The sequence below is a fragment of the Aureibacter tunicatorum genome (assembly GCF_036492635.1).
Classification (GTDB): domain Bacteria; phylum Bacteroidota; class Bacteroidia; order Cytophagales; family Cyclobacteriaceae; genus Aureibacter; species Aureibacter tunicatorum.
Genome location: NZ_AP025305.1, coordinates 3610399 through 3632579, shown reverse-complemented (window position 1 = coordinate 3632579; position 22181 = coordinate 3610399). Strand labels below are relative to the sequence as shown.

Genomic DNA, 22181 nt, shown 5'->3' with positions numbered 1-22181 from the left:
AAGTTTATAGTTTTTTTAATTCTTCATCTTCGTTCCAAAGAGGAATATTTATTTTACTTTCGGTACTGAGTTTCAATATCAGCGGTGTGTTGGTATCTTGTATTGATTCGGTGCTGATGTCTTTGCCTGTGCCGTAGTTTATCTGGGAATAAGAGTTTTTATTTCCATTGATGATAATGATCAGTTGGCTTCCTTTGGCTATTTTTTTACTGACTATCCGTGTATTGTCAAAAGCTATTATTGTTTCTTTATGAGGAATCAAGAGTTCTCTTTTCTCTTTGCTTTTAGCATAGCTCGCTCTGCCGATATAATAGGTCAAGTGGAAATATTTTCCCTCTGGAGTCCGTTCATAGATATTGACAGAGAAGTCAAAGTCCTTTTTGTTTGATGTTATATTCAATTCACCAGAGAAAGAACCATTGATGATTTTCTCTTCTTTAAAGGCTGAAGTTTTGAATACCAAGCCATCATGCAGGTTGATACTGTCTTTGATGATCGGCCAAGGATAATAATCCGTATTATTGGAAGTTGATCTGTCTGCTAAATCGATCTTAAGTTCTAAAGAAGCTTGCTTGTTGATACTCTGATCAGAAAGCATATAAGACTCGTCAGATTTTTTATCGCTCAAGTAGTAAACAAGTGAATCATTATTCATTGCTTGAAGTGAAGACGCATGAAGCCATGTGTTCTTGCCCATTACCTGAAAGTTGACTTTGTCTTTGAGTATCTCTGGCTTTTTCTTTCCTTTGAGTATATAATCAAACCAATCAAAGACAAGCTCTTCGCGAATATTGATCGTTGCTACAGAATCGATCTCATAACCTCTAAGGTTAGCCCTTGAAGCAAATTGCGCCCCCCAGTGATCGTATGGCCCGATAAGTAAATAATGTTCTGCATTGGGTTTGTATTTCAGGTGCTCGTTATAATAATACATGGCGCCACGTTGTCCATCATCATAATATCCAGTAGTCGATAATATAGGAATGTCGATATGCGCAAATTCCTCTTTGTGGGGAATCATGCTTTGCCAATAACTGTCATAACTAGGATGACTGATCCACTCTTGAAATAATGGATTGGGTATTCCATCGATAGAGTCCATCTTATTATAAGCTTTTCCTGTTTCAAACCAGGTGTTTTGAAGCCTGTTCCATCGCTTTCGGTCAAAGTTAGCGTTATTGTCCAGATATTGATTATTAGTAACGTATGAAATCCATTTGTAAGGGAAATTATGAAATACATTATTTTCCATTGGCACATCTATTCCCGGGGCAGCAGAAACAGAAGGCACTATTGTTTTCAATGCGGGATGAACGCTTTCTTTCATAGAAGCCCATTGAGTAAATCCATTATAACTGCCACCGTACATTCCTACCTCTCCATTGTTCCAACTTTGCTTACTGATCCAGTCGATCACAGCATATACGTCTTTATGCTCATGTTTATAAGGTTCGATAGCATTACTGCTTTTTCGCTTTCCTCTGGAAGTAGCAATTACACCTACATAGCCCTTGGATGCTGCTATCATCGCTTGGTTCTTGTTGGAATTGTCTGCGTATATGGTGAAGATTAAAATCGCCGGCTGAGCTTTACGTATGTTTCTCTTTCTTACAATAATGACTGAAAGTTCAGCTCCATCTATATCCGAGACGATCAGTTCTTCTTGTATGAGATATCGTCGGTTTTCATCTCTATCTGCTTCTTCAAATATAATAGGCTCAGTGGATGAATAAACATAGTATAGAAAGTAGGTTCTTAATAGCCCTAAAGTTTCATCTGCTGTCAGTGTGGGGTTGGAAATGCTTTGGTAATTGTCTTTAAAACTATCTGTAAATTGCGCTACAGCATCATAAGTAGTAAAGCTGATAGTTGCCATCGAGGCTTTTGTGTCATTGCATTGGCTTAGATATTCTCTAAATAGAGATCTGTATATACCTTGGAAACTCTTGTTTGAATTGGTCTGTGCATTTTTAGCTTTGGCAAATAGCTCGTATTGGATATTGGCAGCATGGCCTTGTCTTGATTCTGATGGTTTTCTCTGATTTTTTATCGTCTTTATTGAAGCCTCATATTGACCAGCCAATATTTCCAATTGAAATTGATCCCTTAGTCCAAGTTCTAAAGCTGTTGATTGAGTATAGTCGATATAAGATTGAGCTAATTCTTTCATTGCTTTTTCAATAGCCAATGAATCAGATATCGTTGATTTATCAAAATTAAATGACTGACTCAAAGTTGTAATATTAATGGATATCAGAATCAGTAATGTCAGTGTATATTTCATTTTTTGTTATTGTTTATGAATGCATAAAGAGGGTAGGCTAGCTTATTCAAAAAGAAAAATGATTTGATAAAACCCTCTCTCTTAGCTCACTCCGAAGGAAGATAACTTAGTTTTTAGAAGCTGTTCCAATTTCTGAATCGGGCGGACTGACGGCTGGACACTTCAAGAGTTTCACCTGTAGTCAATGTGATATTCAGTTTTTGCTTGAAGCCCGGACTTATTTTTTCTATGTATTCTGTATTGACTATCTGACTGCGGTTGATTCTAAAAAATACCGTTGGGTCAAGCTTTTCTTCTATGAGGTTCAGAGATCTTTTGAGCATAGCCTTGTTATCTCCAAAGTGAAAACGGGCATAATTATCCATGGACTGAATCAACCGAATATTCTTCAAAGGCACGAAATAGCATTGCTCTCCGTCTTTGATGAAAATCTTATAATGCATAGGCAAAGGAGCTTTTTTCACTTCTATCTTTGAAAAATCAGCCTTGACCTTCTCTATCGTTACAGCAAAACGTTCCTCCCTCAAAGGCTTTACGATATAATCCAGAGCATTCACTTCAAAGGCTTTGACGGCATATTGATTATAAGCCGTGGTAAATACCACTTTGGGAACGATCGACAGTTCTTCAAGCAGTTCAAACCCTGACTTTTCGGGCATATGAATATCCAAAAATATCAAGTCAGGACGTTCTTTTTCGATCTGAGCAAGAGCTTCATTTACATTAGAAGCTTCTCCAGTTACGATGAATTCGGGATAATCAGCCAAAGCTCTTTTTACTTCTTCCCTCGCAAGTCGCTCATCGTCTATGATGATGGTTTTATATGTATTCATATTCTCTTTGGATTGGTATTGTTAGGGTAGCTTGCACAAGGTCATTATCTGTATTTTGCAGTTCAAACTCGGCTTTACCATCATAATGAAGCTGTAACCTTTTGGTCAGGTTATTTACTCCAATACCAGTTTCTCTTTGATTCTCAGATAGCTTTCCAGGGTTTTGAATGATAATTCTAAAATCATTTTCAGCTTTGGAAATTTCGAGTTTTATTTCACCTCCATTTATGCGCTTGTCTATGCCGTGTTTGATTGCATTTTCCACCAACAACTGTATGCTTAGTGGTAAGATCAGGCAGCTTTCTAGTTCCTTGTCTACAGTTATAGACATGTTTAATCTTTCTTCAAAACGGATCTTTTCCAGATCAATATAATCTTTTACCAATGCCAGTTCTTCTTTGATAGTAATAAAGGGAGCATCTTTTTCATAAAGCGAGGTTCTTAATATATCAGATAACAAATCCACAGCTCTTCTTGCCAGCTTTGGGTTTTCTATAATCAGTGACTTGATGGAGTTAAGGGAGTTGAACAGAAAATGAGGATTCAGCTGAGTAGACAAGTTATCCAGTTGAGCTTGTTTGGCGATTACCAGCAGTTCTGCATTTTGTTCGGCAGTCTCCAGTCTGTTTTGATGATAATGGTATAAATGATAAGCCAAAATCCAGATCGCCATCAGACGCAAGCCGGTAATCAATACAGGGTTCCAATTGTCCAGAGAGTCTAATAACAGATAATTCTTATTGGCGATGAAGTTGCAAAAATAATGCGTCTTGAGATTGGCAAACAACATATAAACTATTGCCATGAATATAACCGAAGGGATCACTCTGATGAGTAAATTGCCGAGATTATGTTCGTTCCAATTGAGTTTTTTAGCATAATGTCTGTAAATATGCGTTAAAACTATTCCCAGAGCAATGTCCAAGACATAATTAAGCAATGTGAAAAACAAGCCGAATTGATCTCTGGTATATACCGTATATGCCCAATATATGGATACCGTTCCCCATCCGATCAGTTGGCATTTCCAATAGAGAGAAATGATCCTGTTGTCTGTTATGTATTTAATCCCTTTCATTGACACAAAGAAAGTCTGATCATGCTAATTAAAAAAGAAAAAGTACACAAGCGTCAAGTATCGGTGGTGAAAGTAAAAGATTGATATAATATCGACGATTTACCAACTACTTTCTCTGGTTGCGGTTAACAAGTCATGTACGCTTCCCAGACTCCTGTCCAAAAGAAAAAAACGTCTTTCCCTTCATCAATTGGGAGTGGTGGAGTGATTCAAAGGGATGTTGGTTTTGAAGTGGAAGTGAAAAACTGGCGAACGTGGAGTCCGATAGATCTCAAAATGTTGCCTGTTGCTGTTCGCAGGAAAAATTATGGATTCAGATATCCTCATGAAAGCAAGGAAGTCTTGCTCAAAGGCGATAAATATCAATTAACAGCCGATCTTCCTACGGATCAGTCTGTACCAGAGTTTGTGACTGATCCGGAGCCTGAGACGCCCGAAGGCTTGAAGTCAACCATGGACACATTTAAAAGAATCGAGAATGTTGTAAATATCCTTGAAAGGGAATATCGTGCTGATGGCGATAAGCTTCCTACAGTGGAATGTCTTAGACAAGAAGGACAGGTAGTAAGGGAGGATGCGATATTCGATACCAAGGGAGAGGTTCCTGATTTTCATGCCCAAGCGAATGTCGGACTTAAAATTTCCAAGATTCCTGATCTATTAAACCGCTCAGGCGAATTGCCGCCTTCTAATTCCATGAATGAGCGCCTGACTCGAATCAAGTCGGTTAACACTCCTCCAGCAAGATTGGAAATGGAATCTATGAAAAACGCCCATGATAAAGCTAGGCTAGCCTTGGACAAGTTCTTTGGAAAGCATGGGGATGAAATGATTTTCGATCAGCCGAGCCCTGAGCTTATCGGTTTGGTAACGCTTATGGTCAACTATATCGAATGCCCGATGATCAATTTTCATACATATACCAAAGGCATGTTTCCGGTCATGGCCAGAACGGATTTTGCAAGCATCTATGAGTTGCTTCCTGATGAGGAACAGCAGTTTTTTCAGCAGGATGATGGATTGTATTTTATGAGAATATTCGAATTGGTCGACTTTGATCCTTCTTTTCGTTGTCCTCATTTCATGCAAGAACAGTTTTTTACAAAAGGTGTCAGAAGAGAGAATTTGCACGCGCCTATCCAAGATCTTGATCATTTGTCTAGGGAACTTTGGATAAGAAATATTCCATTGGGCGTGGACGCTCTGACTACTAAAAACTATCCGGGACCTGATTTTCAAAAAGAAGATTTGAATACGATGGGGAGCTGGGAGGGAATGTTTGATAAGATCGGTCCTCAAAAACAGTCAGTGCCGATCTTTGAACTCAGGAGGCTTCAATATACGAATAATACCGAAGAGCTTGGCAAAATAGCTCATGATGTTTTTTTGACGATAATGGCTTTGAACAATGAGTCTTGATCGTGATGGATTTTTGTTAAATACTCGATTAATTTGTTAGCTTGGTTATGAAACAAAACTGTCGATTCTTAAAGTGGAAACGACAGTTTTGAATATTTTATGCGGCAACAGGTTCCGCGTTGACTTTTTTATCAGCATAATAGGAAACAGCTAAAATCAAAAGGCCTATTACCGCTCCAAAATACTCTCCGTCATTGACATTGACATGAGCGCCTACGGCAAGAATGAGGTCATAAGCAAAGCCTGCATAAGCCCATTCTTTCAATGTTTTTGATTTGTTGGTCCAAATAGCAACGAGGCCTAATATTTTAGCTATGGCTAAAGGGTAAATTATAAAAGTTGGAAAACCTATGTTGATATAAGTTTCACTTACCATTTCGTAGTTGAATAAATACATGCCCGCGCTTAATAGCATTAGCATTGTAAGCAAGGCAGTTGAGATTCTGAAGATTAACAAGTTTTTGTTTTTCATGATAATATTATTTTAAATTATAATTCGTAATTACATTATTTACCGAGGTAATTAATTGGTCAAAATTTTTTATCCTCGCATTTTATTTAAAACATTTGTGACCAAATCAGCTTCCTCTTCTGTGAAATTTTCAAAATAATCGCACATGTCAATTTGAGCTTCAGCTTGGTCTATTTCAGATAATAATTCCAGCCCTTTGTCTGAAATTTTCAAGTATACAACACGTTTGTCTTCATGGCACTTTTCGCGAAGAATCAACTCTTTAGCCAAAAGTTTGTCACAAAGCCTGGTGGTGTTTGGAGACTTCTCAACCATTCTTTTCTTTACCTCATTCATGCTAAGCCACTCTTTAGCTCCGCGAAGAATTCTCAGAATATTGAATTGTTGAGATGAAATTCCGAAAGGTTTAATAAAATCACCAAATCTATTTTGGATCCAGTTGCTCGTAAAAACTATGCTGGACATCATTCTTTGTTTGCCGTTTGCAAACTTAGTGTTCATTTCATCCTCAATTCTTCCCATTTGCTGCATTTAATGATTGATATGTCAAATCTAATGAAAATTTACTTACCATGGTAATTAAATTATGTTTTTTTGAATTTTCATATATTGTATAGCTAAATAGTGTGAAAGTTAAATTTATGGCAGCATGGTTCGGTATGTTGTAAGTTTTTTGGTGATGCTTTTTTCTTTATCGTGCAATGAAACGAAAAAGATAGAAAATGGAGTTTGGGAAATTTCCAATTATTTTAATTATAATGAGTCGACCCCATATGCGCTCAATTTCAATGGTGATTCTGTTGATTTGATTTATTCATTATTCACTCAAAAGGCTAGGTTGAGTCCAGTTGATAATAGTATAAAGTTGAATTTTGTAAATGGAAAAAAATCCAGAGAGAATATCATACTAATGAATGACTCAATTTTGAGATTAGGTGGTTATGAATACTCTAAAACGGATTTTGAAAACCAGCTTTTTGAAAGTGAGCTTATTAATTATTTCCCCATCAATGGTTGCAATTATCGGCAAGAGCAAGGTGTGAATGATTCTTTTATATTGACTAGAGAGAAGGAACAAGCGACAGTATTTGCCAATGGTGTTTACATGAGTTTTGAAGATGCTTTGATATTTCTTGATTGCGATTGTTGTGACCGTTCCAAGAGAAATATTGAAGTTTATATTTCGAATAAAGCTCGTTTGATAGATCTTATAAAGTTGTATGCTTATTTAATTTCAGATAATATTTACCAAGTGAAGCTTATAATCGCTAAAAATGGTCTTGATGAATATGAATTTCAAAAGGATTATTTGATAGGCAAACTGGATTCTGTTTTGTTGAAAAAGTATGGTTTAAGTGATGAGAATTTTAAGTTTAGAGCCTTTCAAAAAAGGGGGGATATGGAAGAGTTTTATGTAAAAAGCGAAGATGAATTGCATTTAGCTCATGTTTTCATTGATAAGCTGGATGATTATGGCGTAGTGTATGTCAATGAAAACCTTACAATTCAGGGATATTTGACCTTGAAGGAATATCAATGCTATAATTCAAGTTGTATCAATCTTGTGTTGGTTGATCATGACTTTTCATTGGTTCATCGATAATTTGTATCATTTCAATTTGCTTTGCTAAGTCAAGAACGCAGACTGTTTAGGCAACCTTTAAGATCATTCAACCATCTTTCATTTATGTCATTTTCTTTTTCAGCAGATTTTAAGTTGTGTTCTAAATATGGGATGAAATCTTTGTCATTCAATAATGTTATCGCTTCAAATAATAATGTTCCAAACTCACCACCTTTGAGTTCCTTTATTATTTCACCTTTGATCGAAGTGACGTTTCTTTCGGCTAAACCTACAAGTGCTTCTAATTTTGTTTCTTGATGCTTGTCTTTAGTCCTTTTCTGCAAAGCCTCGATAATTTGCTCATTTGTATCATAACATAAAGTTCCTAGTCCAAATGTCGCCCAGTTTCTTATAGGAGCGTATTTATCTTCTGTCAATTCTATAAGCGCTTGGATTGATTTGCCATTGTTGATCCCGTTTAGAGCATGAGTTAAGCTATAGCGTATATTTTTGTCTTTATGGTTTTTGAAACGCACTAGTTGGGATACTTGACTATCATTTAGATTGTCATTGTTATGGCTTATTCCAAAGAGCAAGCTGAATAATACTTCCAAGCTTTTTATTGAGTTCAGCAATTCGAAATACAAATCAATTGTTTCTTGTTGGCGAAGTCTTGGCGAGTAACCTAATTGAGCCAATATGTCAATTCCTATTTTTTGGTGCTTTTCAGTATCTGATTTTGCTAGAATGTAAGCTTGCTTGTAAATATCCTCCGTTGCTCTACTTCTTAATTCTTGTATATTTTTCCAGTAACTTTTTTCCGTTTTGTTGTTCAGCAACCTTTGAAAAACTTTCTCATTGGTCCAGTCTTTTCTGCTCATGATTAAAAAAATGTAAGATTAAAATTGATTCAATATCGGAATTCGGCTCTATAATAATCCACCATTCAGTGTTGTGCTTTTTTAGATTTATTGAGCTTGGTTTATACATGTTTTGGAGGTCGACTTTGTCTTTTCCGTTCTGATTTTGGTTTTCATTTAGTCATTATGATACATTGAAGTTGTTCAACTCTTATAATTTAATGATATAATTAGTTTAAAGAGATATAATATTAAATAATAGTTGCGTTAAAATATATTTCAAACTCTTATTTGTTATTTTTTTGTTTTAATTATGAATTAAATAGATTTTTATCTTTTAATTGTTTTGCATTCAACAACTACAAGAATTTGCAATATCAAAATGACTATAGAACAGTTTTTTTCCACAGATTTAATACTTGAAAACGAGTCGGTATTAATGCGACCGTTAAGCATGAAGGATATTGACCAAATAGAGTCGATAAGCTACAATAAAGAGCTTGGGGAGTTTGGAGCAAGAGTGCATAATCGAGAAGACTTGGTAGATTATTTCAACTATTGCATCAAGGCAAAAAAGGACAAGGAGCTGTATCCTTTGATGATTTTAGACAAAGAAGATAATAAGCCCATTGGAGTGACTATGTTTGGCAATATTAGCTTTTATCATCAACGGTTGGAAATAGGCTGGACATGGATAGCAGAGAAATTTCAAGGAACAGGTGTTAATGCTATTTGCAAAAGCTTGTTGCTCGACTATTGTTTTAATGAATTAAACCTTAGAAGAGTCGAATTTAAAATTGATATCGCTAATATCAAATCTCAAAAAGCAATAGAAAAAATCGGCGCTGTCAAAGAAGGACTTTTAAGAAATTATAATATCCAGTCATATGGAGAAAGCCAAGGGACATATGTTTACAGTATTCTTCAGCATGAGTGGAAAAAAGCATATGATATGGTTTAGAAACAGCTTTCTTAGTATATCACAATATTTCCTGTAGCATCAAACCTCTAATATCAAACAAAACACACGCATGTTCAAAGTTAAATCTATCAGTTTATTAGCTTGTCTAATCGCTAGCCCTTTTTTCGCTTCAGCCCAATCGAATATCGATTCTCAAGAAGCTTTTCTTTCGAGTTTGAACGATCACATACCACTTTGGCAGGAAGAGTTTGCCGTGCCGGGAGTCGCTGTGGCGATATTTGAAAATGGCGAAATAATCCATAAAGAAACTTATGGTTATGCGGATGTCAAAAATAAAGTAAAAGTAACTGACAAAACAGGCTTTAATATAGGATCCATTTCAAAGACTGTTGCCGCTTGGGGTGTAATGAAACTGGTGGAGGAAGGCAAAATCAGCCTTGATGATCCTGCGGAAAATTATCTTACTAGATGGCATTTGCCGGAGTCGAAATATGATATTAATGGAGTTACGATCAGGCGCTTGCTAAGCCATACGGCTGGTTTGTCCCTTTCTGGCTATCCGGGTTGGTCGCCAAGCGACACATTGCCGAGTATTGAAGAGTCGCTTTCTGGCAAAAACAATGGACCTTCGGGAGTGGAACTAATCATGGAGCCTGGCACTCAATGGAAGTATTCGGGAGGCGGATACACTTTGCTTCAGCTTATTGTCGAGGAAGTAACTGGTGAAAAGTTTGAAGATTACATGGAAAGAGAGGTAGTGGACCCTCTGGGAATGTCCAGTAGCAGTTACACTATTGATCATGAAATATTAAAGGCTTCATCTCATGAGCATGATCGTTTTGGCGATATTTACCCATTTGAATTATTTACCGCCAAGGCGGCTGCAGGGTTTCATACTACTCTTGAGGATTTTGTGAAATTCGGATATGCCAATCTTAAGGCATCAGAGGCTGATGGTATTCTAGAACCATCTACGATGGACTTGATGAAACAGCCAGTGCCTGCTTCCAATGGTATTTATGGCTTGGGATATTTTGTGGATTCCGTGGAGGTGAATGGCTCTAAAGTGGCACTGGTAGGGCATGGTGGTGCCAATGATGGATGGAGAGCTCTCTTTCAATTTAATGACAAAACCAAAGACGGGCTGATTGTGATGACCAATTCTGGAAATGGAGGCAACTTATGGGAGTTAATAAGAAGCAATTGGCTTGGCTGGAAATATGATCAAGAAATGGATTATAGGAAAAGTATGTTGTCGGTTTTGCTAAAGCATGTGAAAAAAGAAAAAGCTTCTCAATTGATCAGCAGATACAAAGCTCTCAAATCAAAAAGTGATGAGTACACAACCAATGAAAACACCTTGAACAGCATCGGTTATGTATTATTGGAAATGAATAGAACTAAAGAAGCCATTGATATTTTCAAGCTGAATGCGGAAGAATATCCTAATGACTGGAACTTGTTTGACAGTTTGGGTGAAGCTTATATGCTCAATGGGAATAGTCGGAAAGCTATCAAATTTTATAGCAAATCCATCAAGCTCAATCCTCATAATACTCATGGAGCAAATATGTTGGCGAAACTCAGAAACTAACTATAATGAAAAAATTAATACTCGTTATAACTTTAACCACTTTATTTATGAATTTGTCATTCGGGCAAGGTATTCAGGAAGTATTCAAATCATTTCCGCTAATGTTCACTCCTAGGTTGACAAAAGAAGCAAAAGATTCATTGATCTCATTCGGAGTATATACGTTACCCGGAGGCGATACTACTGAAACAATGAAAGTTCAATATATGGAAGAGAGGGGGTTTATTAGACTGCAGTATTATTTTAAAACAGGACAGAGTGGATTTGTTGACATTCAATTCCGGGAATTTAAAAAAAATGATGGTTCATCGGTTGTAGTTTTATTCTAAATTTGGTGGAGCAAGAAGAGCATTTGATCAACATCGTGTTTTGGCATTTGATTACTCGAATGATGGAATTAGTCTCAATGAAAATCTTGGGTTGCCCAAATTATAGAGGCAAGAGAATTTTTATCGAATAATTTTTCTGATAGTTTAAACTCTGAAAAAATCATTTTGAATACAAGTTATGATTTAAAATCAGCAGAAGATAATTCTATTGAGTATCAGGTGAACCCCCAAACTAATCAATTTGATAAATGGATTAAGACATATAAGATTGTTTTTACATGGGATGGAGAAAGGTTTGAAAGAAAAGACTGATTGAGCATGCCAATTATATTGATAAACCTTTCAAAATTCCAGAATTAATATAAGCTAAACTAAATACAATGAACAAAACACTGCTAATTTTTTTACTAACAACATTTGCGATGATTTCTTGCAAGCAAGAAAATAGATCATCTCTAAAAAGCGAGCAAAGTCAAGCCATAAAAGACAGTTTAACTATCGAAATCGAGAAATTAAGCAAAGGATATTTCAACGGGTTGGGAGTGGCTGTTGTAGATTCTTCGGGAGTGATTTATGCAAAAGGAATCGGCTTCGCTGATATGGAAAAGAAGAAACCCTACACTTCGCATACGATCCAACCCATTGCTTCAGTTTCGAAAACGTTGATAGGAATCGCTTTGCTGAAAGCGCAAGAAAAGGGTTTATTGAATCTTGACGATCCGATAAGCAATCATTTGCCTTTTCAAGTAAATAATCCGTCTCATCCTGATGATCCTATAACCATTAGGCATTTAGCCACGCATACTTCATCAATAATGGATACTGAAGATTATATGAACCGTTCTTACATTTTGGAAGGGAATAGTGATGGTGTTAGCATTGAGGATATTCCCCAGAGCTTCAATCCCAATGAGGATAAGATTTCGCTTTCGGAGTTTTTAGAGAATTATTTGACGGCACAAGGTCATTGGTATGATAAAGATGCTTTTTCGGCGAATAAACCTGGAGAAATGTTCGAATATACCAATGTAGGCTCTACTCTTGCCGCGCATATAATTGAGCAGGTTTCAAATCAGACTTATGCGGATTTTACAATAGAGCATATTCTTCGTCCATTGAATATGACACATTCGAGTTGGACTTATGATTCGGTTGAATTTGAAAATGTATCCAAGCTGTATTCCAATCCAGAGACTAAAGTGCCATACTATTCCTTGATCACGTACCCTGACGGTGGTTTGTTGACTACGGTTAGCGATTTGAGCAAATATCTTAACGAATTGATTAAAGGATATTCGGGGAGCGGCACTCTTCTTTCTCAAAGGAGTTATCGTGAACTATTTAAAAAGCAATTGACAGCTGAGCAATTCAGTGATAGGAATCCAAATCATCCTTATAAAGATGATTATGACATTGGGATTTTCATTGGTTTTTCGGCTATGGACAATATTGGACACACAGGCGGGGATCCGGGAGTATCATCCATGATGTTTTTCAATGCAAAAGATAAAGTAGGAAGAATCTTGCTCGTAAATACAAATATTGAGAATCAAAACGGAGTCAATGCTTATTACAAGATATATGATAAGCTTGGAGAGTACGCTTCGAAGTTGAATTAAGATAAGCCTAGTGATATAGATTTTCTAAACGTATTTAATACAACATGATTTCTGAAATAATCAAATTGTTTAAAGAAGAAGCGACGCATGAAATAAATTGCGGGGTTGAAGAAATGAAACTTGATCGTATTGAAAAAGAATTGTCAATCAAGTTTCCACCTTTATTACGAGAGCTTTATCTAGTGACAAATGGAGCATATGACGGAGGACTTTTAATATTTTTATCTATTGATGAGTTGAAAAACATTAATGAGTTTGACTTTGGTTATTATAGTGAGAATGAGTCTGTGAATAATATTTTATGGGAATTTAACGCTGTTGGCGAACCGAATTGTTTAATAAAAAACTCACAAAACTATTATTCATTTATGGATTATAATTTTGGCGGTGCATATTGGTTTATAAATTTAAATCAAAATGATGCTGAATATGGGCAAATAAAATTAATATATAACCAGTCAAATGAGCATTTCAAATGTCAGAATACAATAAATGATTTTTTTAATATATTCAATCTTGAAGGGTGCATAGAATCTCTTTTAGGTTCAGAAGATGAAATTAAATTCTATTCATTAACTTAAAACTTGTGAAATATCGGTTACTTTTTTTCTGAAAGGTTGATAAATATATTTTTATCTTAGATAGATGAAGTGAATAGGATGTCAGCTAATAAGAATAGGAGCATATACTTATGTTTAATTAACTTCATTAAGCTGTTGTGTATTGGTTAAGAAAATTTAGATAAAATATTGAAAGCAGAAATAATTAGGTATTATGATAGCTTAGCGAGAATATATGATAAAGATAGATTTTCGAATAGTTATGGGAAGTACATTCATAGCCAAGAGCTTAAAGTGCTCAACAAGTATTTATCAAAAAAGAAAATAGATAAGAATCTTGATTTGGCATGTGGTACAGGCCGTTTTCTTGATTTTGCTAAATATGGAGCGGATATAAGCCTTGAAATGATCAAACTTAGCCGTGATAAATTTCCAAGTAAGATTATTGTCCATGGTGATGCTGAAGAATTGCGTTTCGAAGATAAATCTTTTGAGAATGTGTATTCATTCCATCTTTTGATGCATTTGGATTTGGAGACTTTAACACGAATTCAAAAAGAAGTTTCTAGAATTTGCAAGGCTAATGGACTCTTTATTTTTGATATTCCTTCGGAAAAGCGCCGAAGGCTATTTGGCTTTAAAAGAACTTCATGGCATGGAGGATATCAAATAAGCTATGATGAATTAAAAGGTATTATAAATAATGACTGGGAAATTGTGGATTATCATGGAGTTGCTTTTTTTCCAATTCATCGCATTCCCAAAAAGTTCAGAAAGCTATTTATTCCGCTTGATACCATTTTTTGCAATTCCATATTCAAAGAGTATAGTTCTCATCTGATATTTATTTTAAAGAAAAAATGATTAGAGAGTTGGTTCCTACAAATTTGAAAGTGGCCGTTCATGTTCTGAAAAATACTGTGCTTGACTTATTAAATGGCTATGCCTTTTCTTTTGCGAAAAGAAGACATGAGGATACACCTCGAATAAATGTTTTTTCAATCACACAAGATTTAAAATCAAATGAATTCAAGAAACGAAATATAATCATAGCAAGGTCATTCATCGAGCAGATAACTATTTTTCCTAACGAAATATTTTCATTTTGGAGAGTCGTAGGCAAACCTACTACAGCGAAAGGATTTGTTAAAAGCAGGTCTTTGATCAATGGCAAAACAATTGAATCAACTGGAGGAGGCTTGTGTCAGCTTTCAGGTTTAATATATTTGGCTAGCATTCACTGCGGGTTCGAGATACTTGAAAGGCATAATCATTCTGTTGACATTTACGATGAGAAAACAAGATATATGCCTTTAGGGGGAGATGCTACTGTAGCCTTTGGTTATAAAGACTTGAAAATTAGAAATAATCTACGAAAACCAATTTGCTTTCAAATTAATGTAGAAGACGATTCAGTCACTGTAAATGTGAAATATCCCGAGGCAATAAATATCAATCAAGTTGAATTTATCATTGCGAATCAAAATGATAGCATCAAAGTCGTGGATACAATGATCAATAATAAAAAAGCTTTGACATCTGTTTATCAGAATCATAAAATAGAATTAAATGCTAGCTGATTTTTTAGAGAATAGAGCTGTTTGAAAAGAGGTAATTAATTATGGTAAATAAAAACGTTGCACTTAGTTATAAAACTATATTCTTCCTAATGTCATTATTACTAGGGACTATTGATGCAAAAGCTCAGGTGAGACTAATCGATTATTCAAGTAAATGTGAAGATATAGTTATGGATAAGAGAATCTTCGCAAGGCGGATATCTAATATCTTTCACTATCAAGATACAACCGAAATTTCAATAACATTTGCTGGCATGTGTGGTGATCTTGAAAAAGGCAGTGTTGAATTAGTAAACGATTCGATCAACTTGATTGCAACGACTGATTCTAATGATATTGTTTTATGCGATTGCTTTTATGAGTTGAAGTTCAAGCTTATTGGAGTTGATTCCTCTAAAAAATATTTACTCAATGGAGTTAAAATAGAAGTTTCGCCGAGTAAATATGCTAAACCTATTATTCAATCCTATCAGGTTGTAGATAATGATACTATAAATAGAATTGATCATCTTGAGAGAAAACAAGGTTATTGGAAGGAATATTTTTCAGATAGTTATGTAATTGGTGATTATATAAATAATCATAGAATTGGGATCTGGAGATTTTATAATAAGCAGGGTTTGAATTATTTGAGTCATAGTTATTCCATGCCGGAGAATGTATATGAATCTGAAGAACTTGTTAATAATGTAATTGAAGTTAGGCAATACTACACAAATGGAAATATAAAGATGTTGACGCAGTATGTTGATAATGAGAGGATTATATATGAGTATGCTGAGAGCGGTGCTATTCGTCGGTATTATAAACAGAAGAGATTTCAATTAGATTAATTAAAAGCTTGTTTAGCTTTTAGAAAAGTAAATGTGCTTATTAATTTCGAATCAAGAGCGGGGCGCTATTTTTTGAGTTTCAAATAAATCATGCTTTCATATTAATAAATTTTCATTATGGATGGAGGCAAAGATTATAATTGTTAGAGGCATAAATGCCAGAGGTAAACGAAATGTCCGCATGGCTGATTTGAAATATTTATGCTAAAAATCAAGCATCGACAATGTAATCACTTATATCCTAAGCCGAATCTTGATTCTTATAAATAATATTTTGGACAGGAATAAAACAACAGAAGAGCGATAATAAATATGAAAACCATAAATGCAACAATATTGCATTTATGGTTTTCATATTTTAATTTTACAATATTGTTACATTTTTGAAAGATTAGTTATATGACAGTTGCCAATGTGGTAATAGTCGGATCTGGCCCTGCGGGGATTGGGGTTGCTTCACTACTCAATCAAACGGATATCGACTATATTGTAATAGAGAAAAAAGACATAGGAAATTCGTTTTTAGAGTGGCCGGAAAACATGGAGATGATCACCCCGTCGTTTCCCAGCAATGCTTTCGGGCAAATGGACCTGAATTCCATATGTGAAGCATCCTCACCTGCTTATTCTTTCAATAAAGAGCATTTGAATGGCAAAGAGTATGCTAAATACTTAACAGCCTTGGCAGCGTATCAAGGGCTTGTCGTGAAGACCAACACAGAGGTAAGCGGTGTGCGAAAAGTCAACAGGGGCTTTGTGCTTGAGACTAATCAAGGCGAGTATAAATGCAAGTATCTGATCTGGGCTGCCGGAGAGTTTCAAAACCCACAAATCAATAATATCCAAGGAACTCAATATTGCATACACAGCTCCTTGATCAAGAAACCTGCTAATCTGAAGGGGGAAGAATTTATAGTTATAGGTGGTTATGAGAGTGGAGTTCAAATAGCCGCCGAGTTAATAAATAATAATAAAAGAGTTACTTTAATAAATCCAGTAAGTGTCGATCAAGCAGATACAAGCGATCCATCAGTAGTACTGTCTCCTTATACTTTTGTCAAATACAATAAATTCAAGAGCTCTTCAAACTATACCGAAATAATAGGCGAAGTAGTGTCAGTGACTAAAGAAAATGATACGTACATAGTTCTATTGGAGGATAAAACGGTTTTTAAAACGAAACATGCACCAATTTGCGCTACAGGCTTTTCTTTGGTTCAAAAACCCATAGAAGAATTGATTACTTTCAGAGATGATGGTTATCCGCTTTTAAATGAAGACAATGATGAGTTTTATGATCAGGATAATATTTATCTCTCAGGACCTTCTGTGAGGCATGGCGATCATATTTTTTGCTTTATATACAAGTTCAGGCAACGATTTGGGGTAATCGTGGAGGATATTTTGACCAAGGAGATGTACAGCGTTACAGATATAGTCTCGTTAGTGAAAAATTGGAAAAGGAATGGGTTTTATTTGTCGGATTTAAGCTGTTGCGGAGAAGAATGTGTTTGTTAGCATTTGAAAAATTTTTATAAAATATGAAGAAAGACTATTTAATAACAATTGAAAGACTTCATTTGATCGCTGGCTTTGCTTTAGTCATTTCAGGTATTTTGGCTTATTTTTCCAATGGTTTGGAAACGGCATTGTCATGGATAATTTTTGGCGCCATGTACATCTCCATGTCAGATATTGGCGAAGATGAGATGAGCGTGGAAAAGCTCAATCACCCTAATCATCTTATCAGACGTTCATTTGGATATTTCGGGACGATTTTTAGCATCGTTTTAGCCTTATTTTACCTCAATAGAATTTTAGTTTAAATCCTTAGTTTATTTAAGCCTTTTCAGTATTTCATTCAAGCTTGCCGGTCTCAACATTCATAGATTAGCAATTTTAAATCTTAATAATCAGCTCTAGTATTAGCTTCAAGTTATGTTGGGGCTGATTCGCTAAAGTTGTTTCTTGGTTTAATTTAGGATGTGTTGTTAAATTTCATGTCTTTAGTATGTAATATGATTGATAGTGTTTTTTAATTAAAATATTAATTCAATTTATTATATAATGTGTAATTATGTATTATGTTGAAATATGACAGACAATTATAACTTTGAAACATCCGAGTATGGTATCAATTCAAAAGGGATTCATTTATTAAGAAGCAGATACAATTATAAATCCTTCTTGGCTAAAGATATAAAAAGGATTAGAATAGCTAAGGGAATGGAGCTTAATAATTGGATAGTCATCTTAGCAATTGGAGTAGGAATTTTAATTTTTGGTATAAAATACATTAATGAGGTATATCAAGCTTTGTTTGATGATAGCTATGGTAAAATTTATATCGAAGAAATAGCAATGTCTATTGTTCTAATTTTAACAGGGACTTATTTTACTTACAAAAGCCTAACATCAGGTAATCAAATTTTTATAGAAACATATTCGGGAGATAAAAAGAAATTATCGCTTCAGGATATTAAAAAGCAAAATCTTGAAAGTGAATTAAGAGAGTTTATAAGAACTCATTTTCAAAATATTCAAGTAGAGGTATAGACCATACTTAACTCGCAACTGTAAATTTTCATTTCTTATCTCAGGTTGATTAAATAAGTGTCTTTCGATTTTTTTAACAAAACTGAAAGAGATGTTTGTAGACTTAGCGATATTCTTAACGGTACGGATTACTCAATTTGTCATTATTTCTCGATAGAGAAAGTACCTGTAGCATTCAATTTACTCTAATTTCTAATTCCTTTCCCCTAATTTTTAAATGATCGAATATGTTTTTATCTTGAAACGGCATTAGAGTCAAAAGTCGCATTAATTTATTCTAATCAAGAACAAAACTATTTCAACGAATAAACGGGGAATCATATGCTTAAAAAATTTACTTTTGTTTCAATTATTACTTTATTTCTTCTCAATCTCGCTTTCGCGCAAGTTGCGACGTACAATATCCCGCAGACGATTCGCGCAAATCAAGTCAGCATTGCTTTTGAAAAAGTGAAATCGTCTTCATCCAATTATTATATCAATTACAAAGCGAAGAATGTTGGCGACGGAGTTTTAGTCATTGATAGATCCGAGATAGCCTTGCTTCAAGGAGACGGCGAGATGCGACCAACCTCTGGACAGACTGTATTGAAATCAGGTGAAAGCAAAACCATATACAATGCGTTCCGAGTAAAATCTCCGATTAAGGCTCATGCTGATTTGTTGAAGCTTAATTTGCATGGCATCCGGTATGCTGTGGGCAATGGCGAATCATTAAATGCCGATAAGTTGACTCTTGCTTCCGGCGCGAATCAGAGCGTTGGCGATTTTAAAATCAAGCTTATGGAATACAATGTTTACAGCGACCGCGTATTCGTTGAAGTGAAGTGTTCTTACGAAGGAGGCAAAAATAGAGTGGGGAAAATCGATCTTGAGAAAATAACTGTCGAAGGGGGAAAGGCCAAGATTGTGAAGAAGGGAGATATTGTGTTTAATGGGAAGTCCTATACATTTGCGATTAATATCACGCCTGAAGGAAATTCTAAATATTTTATTGACTGGACGGGCGTATTCCAAGTGCTGAATTTGACAGAGATAAAGTTTGAAACGATTGATATCAAAAGTTCCGCGTATAAAGAGCCTGTCGAAGAAGTCGCGGAAGTTGTGGAGGAGACAAAAGAAAAGCCGAAAAGCAGTACATCGGAACCTTGCGCGCTGACATATAATGAATTCTCTTCTTTGAGAGACGATTTGAAGTCCGAAATTGATAGCGGAGGTAAGCCGGTTCCTATGGCCAGTGAGTATCTGCAAGTCAAAGGTTGCGTGAATGCCGCTCAAGTAGTGGAGTTGATGGGCTTGTTCAACTTGGATGCTCCTCGTCTTAAGTTTGCAAAGATGGCTTATCAATTTACATCAGACAAGCATAAATACTATTTGGCTGTCAAAGAGCTGGCTTACAATAAGAATAAAGAGGCTCTTGAAGAATTCTTGGAACAGCAATAAATAGCGTTAATTTTAGAATAATGTAGCCCGAACAAGGTTTTTAGTAACTTTGGCTTGGGCTTTTTATTTAATTCATCCCTGCTGACTCTATATATTCTTTTGGGCTTATTCCTGTTTTCTTCTTAAATAATCTCGAGAAGTATTGCGGGTACTCAAAGCCAAGCTTATATGCTGTTTCCGATATGGAAGTGTTGGGTGCGAGCAATAAGTTTTTGGACTCTTCGATCAGGTACAGATTGATTTGGTCAACGGCGGTTTTGCCCGTTTCCGCTTTAATAGTATCGCTCATATACCGATGACTAACGCCCAGTTGCTTGGCCAGCCAATCAACTGTTGGTATGCCTTTTTCTTCCAATTGTTGCGTGGCGAAATATTCGTTTAGTATATTTTTGAAGCGAGTGTGCAAGGTTTGATTGATTTGTTTTCGATCCAAAAATTGTCGTTTGTAGTACCTATCCGCGTATTTTAGCAAAGTCTCCAAATGGGACAGGATAATTTCTTTGCTGAATTCATCTTGGTTGTTATGGTATTCGGTCTCGATATTTTTGAATAGAGACTTCATGAGCTTTTCTTCTTTGGGCGATAGATGAAGAGCTTCATTCACGTGGTAATTAAAGAAATGGTATTTTTTGATCTTGTCAAACAAAGGGCTTCCATTGAGATAATCTTTGTGGAATGCGATGTGAAAAGCCTCGGAACTGAACACCATATTTTTGAATACCATGGTCTGATTTGGAGCTGTGAAGAGCAATGTGCCGTTAGTACAATCATACTTGGTTCGTCCATATACTATTTCACCCGAAATGATATTTTTAAGACTGATAGAGTAGAAGTTGTTGGTCATGCTGATTGACTCAGATTTTTCTTCTTCGCATTTGCTGGTCTCGCTTTCCTTCATTTGAGTGTGGATGATGCTAAACAAAGGATTTTCTGGTGGTGAAAAGTTGTTCTCTTTATGGAATTCTGAAATAGAATTGTAGCTTATCATTTTCATATCGTCATGCTAATAGTAATGTCTTTTGGTCAGTATACTAGATTCTCAAGGATGAGTTTCAATGTGGAATAGATCATTTACTCATGCTCAAGTATTGGAAGCGCAAGAAAACCGAATGACTTTCTTGCACATGTGTGGCGATGTTTTTTACGATTTGACAGATTTGTTTTTTTATTCAATCGCGCATATCAAGTTAAGTGAAACAAAATAATATAAGCCTAAACCGTGAAAATGTTAAGCGTATTATTTGGAGTGTTTTTTAAAGAACTCATCCATTTTCGCCACGGCTTGATCTACGTCTTGGTCTATATCATAAAGACTAACGTGGGTGGCGCCTGGTACCTTGAAAAGCTCCTTTGGCTCGCTGCATTTATCGTAAAACATCTCGGTGAGAATACCAGTATCAGCCTTCTCGCCGATAATGCCCAAGTATGGCGTGTAAAGAAAAGGAGCATAGGTGACAGCGCTTGTCATAGGAGCATTCTCCATCAATGTCATCGGAGCCATGTGCGAATAGTTGGGATATGTTTCTTTTCCTGCTCTTTTTGTCATGTAGTAGTCGTAGCCTTCGCCTACTGCGCCTTCAGGAAGATTGTTCGGATCAATTGCATTCATGTTCAATGCGTCATAATATTCCATGTTACCTGTTTCGTAAGCTTTTTGCCGAGCATTGTTCGCCATTTCGAATAGTGGCATAAGTTGTTCTTTGCTCATCGCTCCGAAGTAAGACGCCATGTTGTCCATCATTCCGCTCACTGTGGCGATAGCTTTCAATCGTTTGTCTGATGTCGCTACGATTGGCATGTATCCTCCGCTTGCGCATCCGCCAAATCCAAAGAGTTTGTCTCTATCCACGAAAGGCAAAGTACCTAAATAACTAACCGCGTCTCGGATACTTTCCATTTTATGATGAGCATGCTCGTTATTTCTAGGCATGCCTTCGCTTTCACCGAAGCTGTACGGATCATATGACAAGAATACATAGCCCAAAGCGGCCATTTTTTTGCCGTAAACAGATCCCATTTGCTCTTTTACTTGATTGAAAGGACCAGAAAATACCACGGTTGGATACTTCTCGGATGCGTCAAAATTCTCCGGTGTAAAAATAAGTCCCGCCAATGTTGCGCCTTGACTTTTAAAAGTTACTTCGTTTGTTCCTGCTTTGAAATTGCTCATAATATTATTATTTAGGTGGTTGCGATCTTGATTATTAACTGATGCAAAGTTAGATCGTGAAGAGC

22 protein-coding genes are annotated in these 22181 nt (G+C 35.8%); 14 read left to right on the top strand and 8 right to left on the bottom strand.

The annotated features are described in order from the left end of the window. Positions 1–4: 4 nt before the first annotated feature. From AABK36_RS15285 to AABK36_RS15275, 3 genes are all read right to left on the bottom strand, one after another. Positions 5–2284 carry a CocE/NonD family hydrolase gene (locus AABK36_RS15285; RefSeq protein ID WP_309938014.1) on the bottom strand — a complete coding sequence of 760 codons (2280 nt, stop codon included), beginning with the start codon at positions 2282–2284 and terminating at the stop codon, positions 5–7. A 113-nt stretch (positions 2285–2397) separates the two neighbouring features. Beyond that, a complete protein-coding gene (locus AABK36_RS15280; protein WP_309938015.1) occupies positions 2398–3117 on the bottom strand; it encodes a LytR/AlgR family response regulator transcription factor in 720 nt (239 codons plus the stop codon). Next, positions 3104–4195: a sensor histidine kinase gene (locus AABK36_RS15275; protein WP_309938016.1), complete on the bottom strand. Its 1092-nt coding sequence runs from the start codon at positions 4193–4195 to the stop codon at positions 3104–3106. The genes AABK36_RS15280 and AABK36_RS15275 overlap by 14 nt, the downstream gene beginning before the upstream one ends. Before the next feature lie 135 nt (positions 4196–4330). Here AABK36_RS15275 and AABK36_RS15270 point away from each other — a divergent pair, with 135 nt between their 5' ends. Further along, entirely contained in the window at positions 4331–5614 is a 1284-nt protein-coding gene (locus AABK36_RS15270) for a hypothetical protein (protein WP_309938017.1), read from the top strand. Positions 5615–5711: 97 nt separating this feature from the next. Here AABK36_RS15270 and AABK36_RS15265 read toward each other — a convergent pair whose 3' ends face one another. Both AABK36_RS15265 and AABK36_RS15260 read right to left on the bottom strand, forming a co-directional pair. Beyond that, the gene (locus AABK36_RS15265) at positions 5712–6086 is read right to left on the bottom strand and encodes a DoxX family protein (protein WP_309938018.1); all 375 of its coding nucleotides are present in this window, start codon (positions 6084–6086) and stop codon (positions 5712–5714) included. A gap of 69 nt (positions 6087–6155) precedes the next feature. After that, on the bottom strand, positions 6156–6608 hold the full coding sequence (locus tag AABK36_RS15260) for a MarR family winged helix-turn-helix transcriptional regulator (RefSeq protein WP_309938019.1): 453 nt from the start codon (positions 6606–6608) through the stop codon (positions 6156–6158). Between the two features lie 127 nt (positions 6609–6735). Here AABK36_RS15260 and AABK36_RS15255 point away from each other — a divergent pair, with 127 nt between their 5' ends. Continuing rightward, positions 6736–7689 (top strand): hypothetical protein, encoded by a 954-nt coding sequence (locus AABK36_RS15255; RefSeq protein ID WP_309938020.1) that lies wholly within the window; start codon positions 6736–6738, stop codon positions 7687–7689. A 29-nt stretch (positions 7690–7718) separates the two neighbouring features. Here AABK36_RS15255 and AABK36_RS15250 read toward each other — a convergent pair whose 3' ends face one another. Further along, positions 7719–8531 (bottom strand): hypothetical protein, encoded by an 813-nt coding sequence (locus AABK36_RS15250; RefSeq protein ID WP_309938021.1) that lies wholly within the window; start codon positions 8529–8531, stop codon positions 7719–7721. A 361-nt stretch (positions 8532–8892) separates the two neighbouring features. Between AABK36_RS15250 and AABK36_RS15245 the strand changes: the two genes are divergently transcribed. From AABK36_RS15245 to AABK36_RS15190, 12 genes are all read left to right on the top strand, one after another. Beyond that, positions 8893–9471 carry a GNAT family N-acetyltransferase gene (locus AABK36_RS15245; protein ID WP_309938022.1) on the top strand — a complete coding sequence of 193 codons (579 nt, stop codon included), beginning with the start codon at positions 8893–8895 and terminating at the stop codon, positions 9469–9471. A gap of 70 nt (positions 9472–9541) precedes the next feature. Next, positions 9542–11026 (top strand): serine hydrolase, encoded by a 1485-nt coding sequence (locus AABK36_RS15240; protein WP_309938023.1) that lies wholly within the window; start codon positions 9542–9544, stop codon positions 11024–11026. 47 nt (positions 11027–11073) lie between these two features. Further along, complete coding sequence (locus AABK36_RS15235) at positions 11074–11355, top strand: hypothetical protein (RefSeq protein WP_309938024.1); 282 nt, start codon at positions 11074–11076, stop codon at positions 11353–11355. Between the two features lie 380 nt (positions 11356–11735). Then, positions 11736–12974: a serine hydrolase domain-containing protein gene (locus AABK36_RS15230; protein ID WP_309938025.1), complete on the top strand. Its 1239-nt coding sequence runs from the start codon at positions 11736–11738 to the stop codon at positions 12972–12974. Positions 12975–13018: 44 nt separating this feature from the next. After that, positions 13019–13555, top strand: a complete 537-nt coding sequence (locus AABK36_RS15225) for an SMI1/KNR4 family protein (RefSeq protein ID WP_309938026.1) — start codon at positions 13019–13021, stop codon at positions 13553–13555. A 168-nt stretch (positions 13556–13723) separates the two neighbouring features. Further along, on the top strand, positions 13724–14398 hold the full coding sequence (locus AABK36_RS15220) for a class I SAM-dependent methyltransferase (RefSeq protein ID WP_309938027.1): 675 nt from the start codon (positions 13724–13726) through the stop codon (positions 14396–14398). Beyond that, positions 14395–15114 (top strand): VanW family protein, encoded by a 720-nt coding sequence (locus tag AABK36_RS15215; protein ID WP_309938028.1) that lies wholly within the window; start codon positions 14395–14397, stop codon positions 15112–15114. The genes AABK36_RS15220 and AABK36_RS15215 overlap by 4 nt, the downstream gene beginning before the upstream one ends. Positions 15115–15155: 41 nt before the next feature. Then, complete coding sequence (locus tag AABK36_RS15210) at positions 15156–15947, top strand: toxin-antitoxin system YwqK family antitoxin (RefSeq protein ID WP_309938029.1); 792 nt, start codon at positions 15156–15158, stop codon at positions 15945–15947. A gap of 399 nt (positions 15948–16346) precedes the next feature. Beyond that, positions 16347–17465, top strand: coding sequence for an NAD(P)/FAD-dependent oxidoreductase (locus AABK36_RS15205; RefSeq protein ID WP_309938030.1), 1119 nt, complete (start codon positions 16347–16349; stop codon positions 17463–17465). 23 nt (positions 17466–17488) lie between these two features. Then, positions 17489–17773 (top strand): hypothetical protein, encoded by a 285-nt coding sequence (locus AABK36_RS15200; protein ID WP_309938031.1) that lies wholly within the window; start codon positions 17489–17491, stop codon positions 17771–17773. Between the two features lie 268 nt (positions 17774–18041). Further along, positions 18042–18503, top strand: a complete 462-nt coding sequence (locus tag AABK36_RS15195; RefSeq protein WP_309938032.1) for a hypothetical protein — start codon at positions 18042–18044, stop codon at positions 18501–18503. Positions 18504–18824: 321 nt separating this feature from the next. After that, positions 18825–19946 (top strand): proline and serine-rich protein 1 family protein, encoded by a 1122-nt coding sequence (locus AABK36_RS15190; protein ID WP_309938033.1) that lies wholly within the window; start codon positions 18825–18827, stop codon positions 19944–19946. 67 nt (positions 19947–20013) lie between these two features. On the opposite strand, the gene AABK36_RS15185 is transcribed toward AABK36_RS15190, so the two are convergent. After that, the gene (locus tag AABK36_RS15185; protein WP_309938034.1) at positions 20014–20940 is read right to left on the bottom strand and encodes a helix-turn-helix domain-containing protein; all 927 of its coding nucleotides are present in this window, start codon (positions 20938–20940) and stop codon (positions 20014–20016) included. Between the two features lie 243 nt (positions 20941–21183). Further along, positions 21184–22116: an alpha/beta hydrolase gene (locus tag AABK36_RS15180; RefSeq protein WP_309938035.1), complete on the bottom strand. Its 933-nt coding sequence runs from the start codon at positions 22114–22116 to the stop codon at positions 21184–21186. Positions 22117–22181 lie beyond the last annotated feature (65 nt).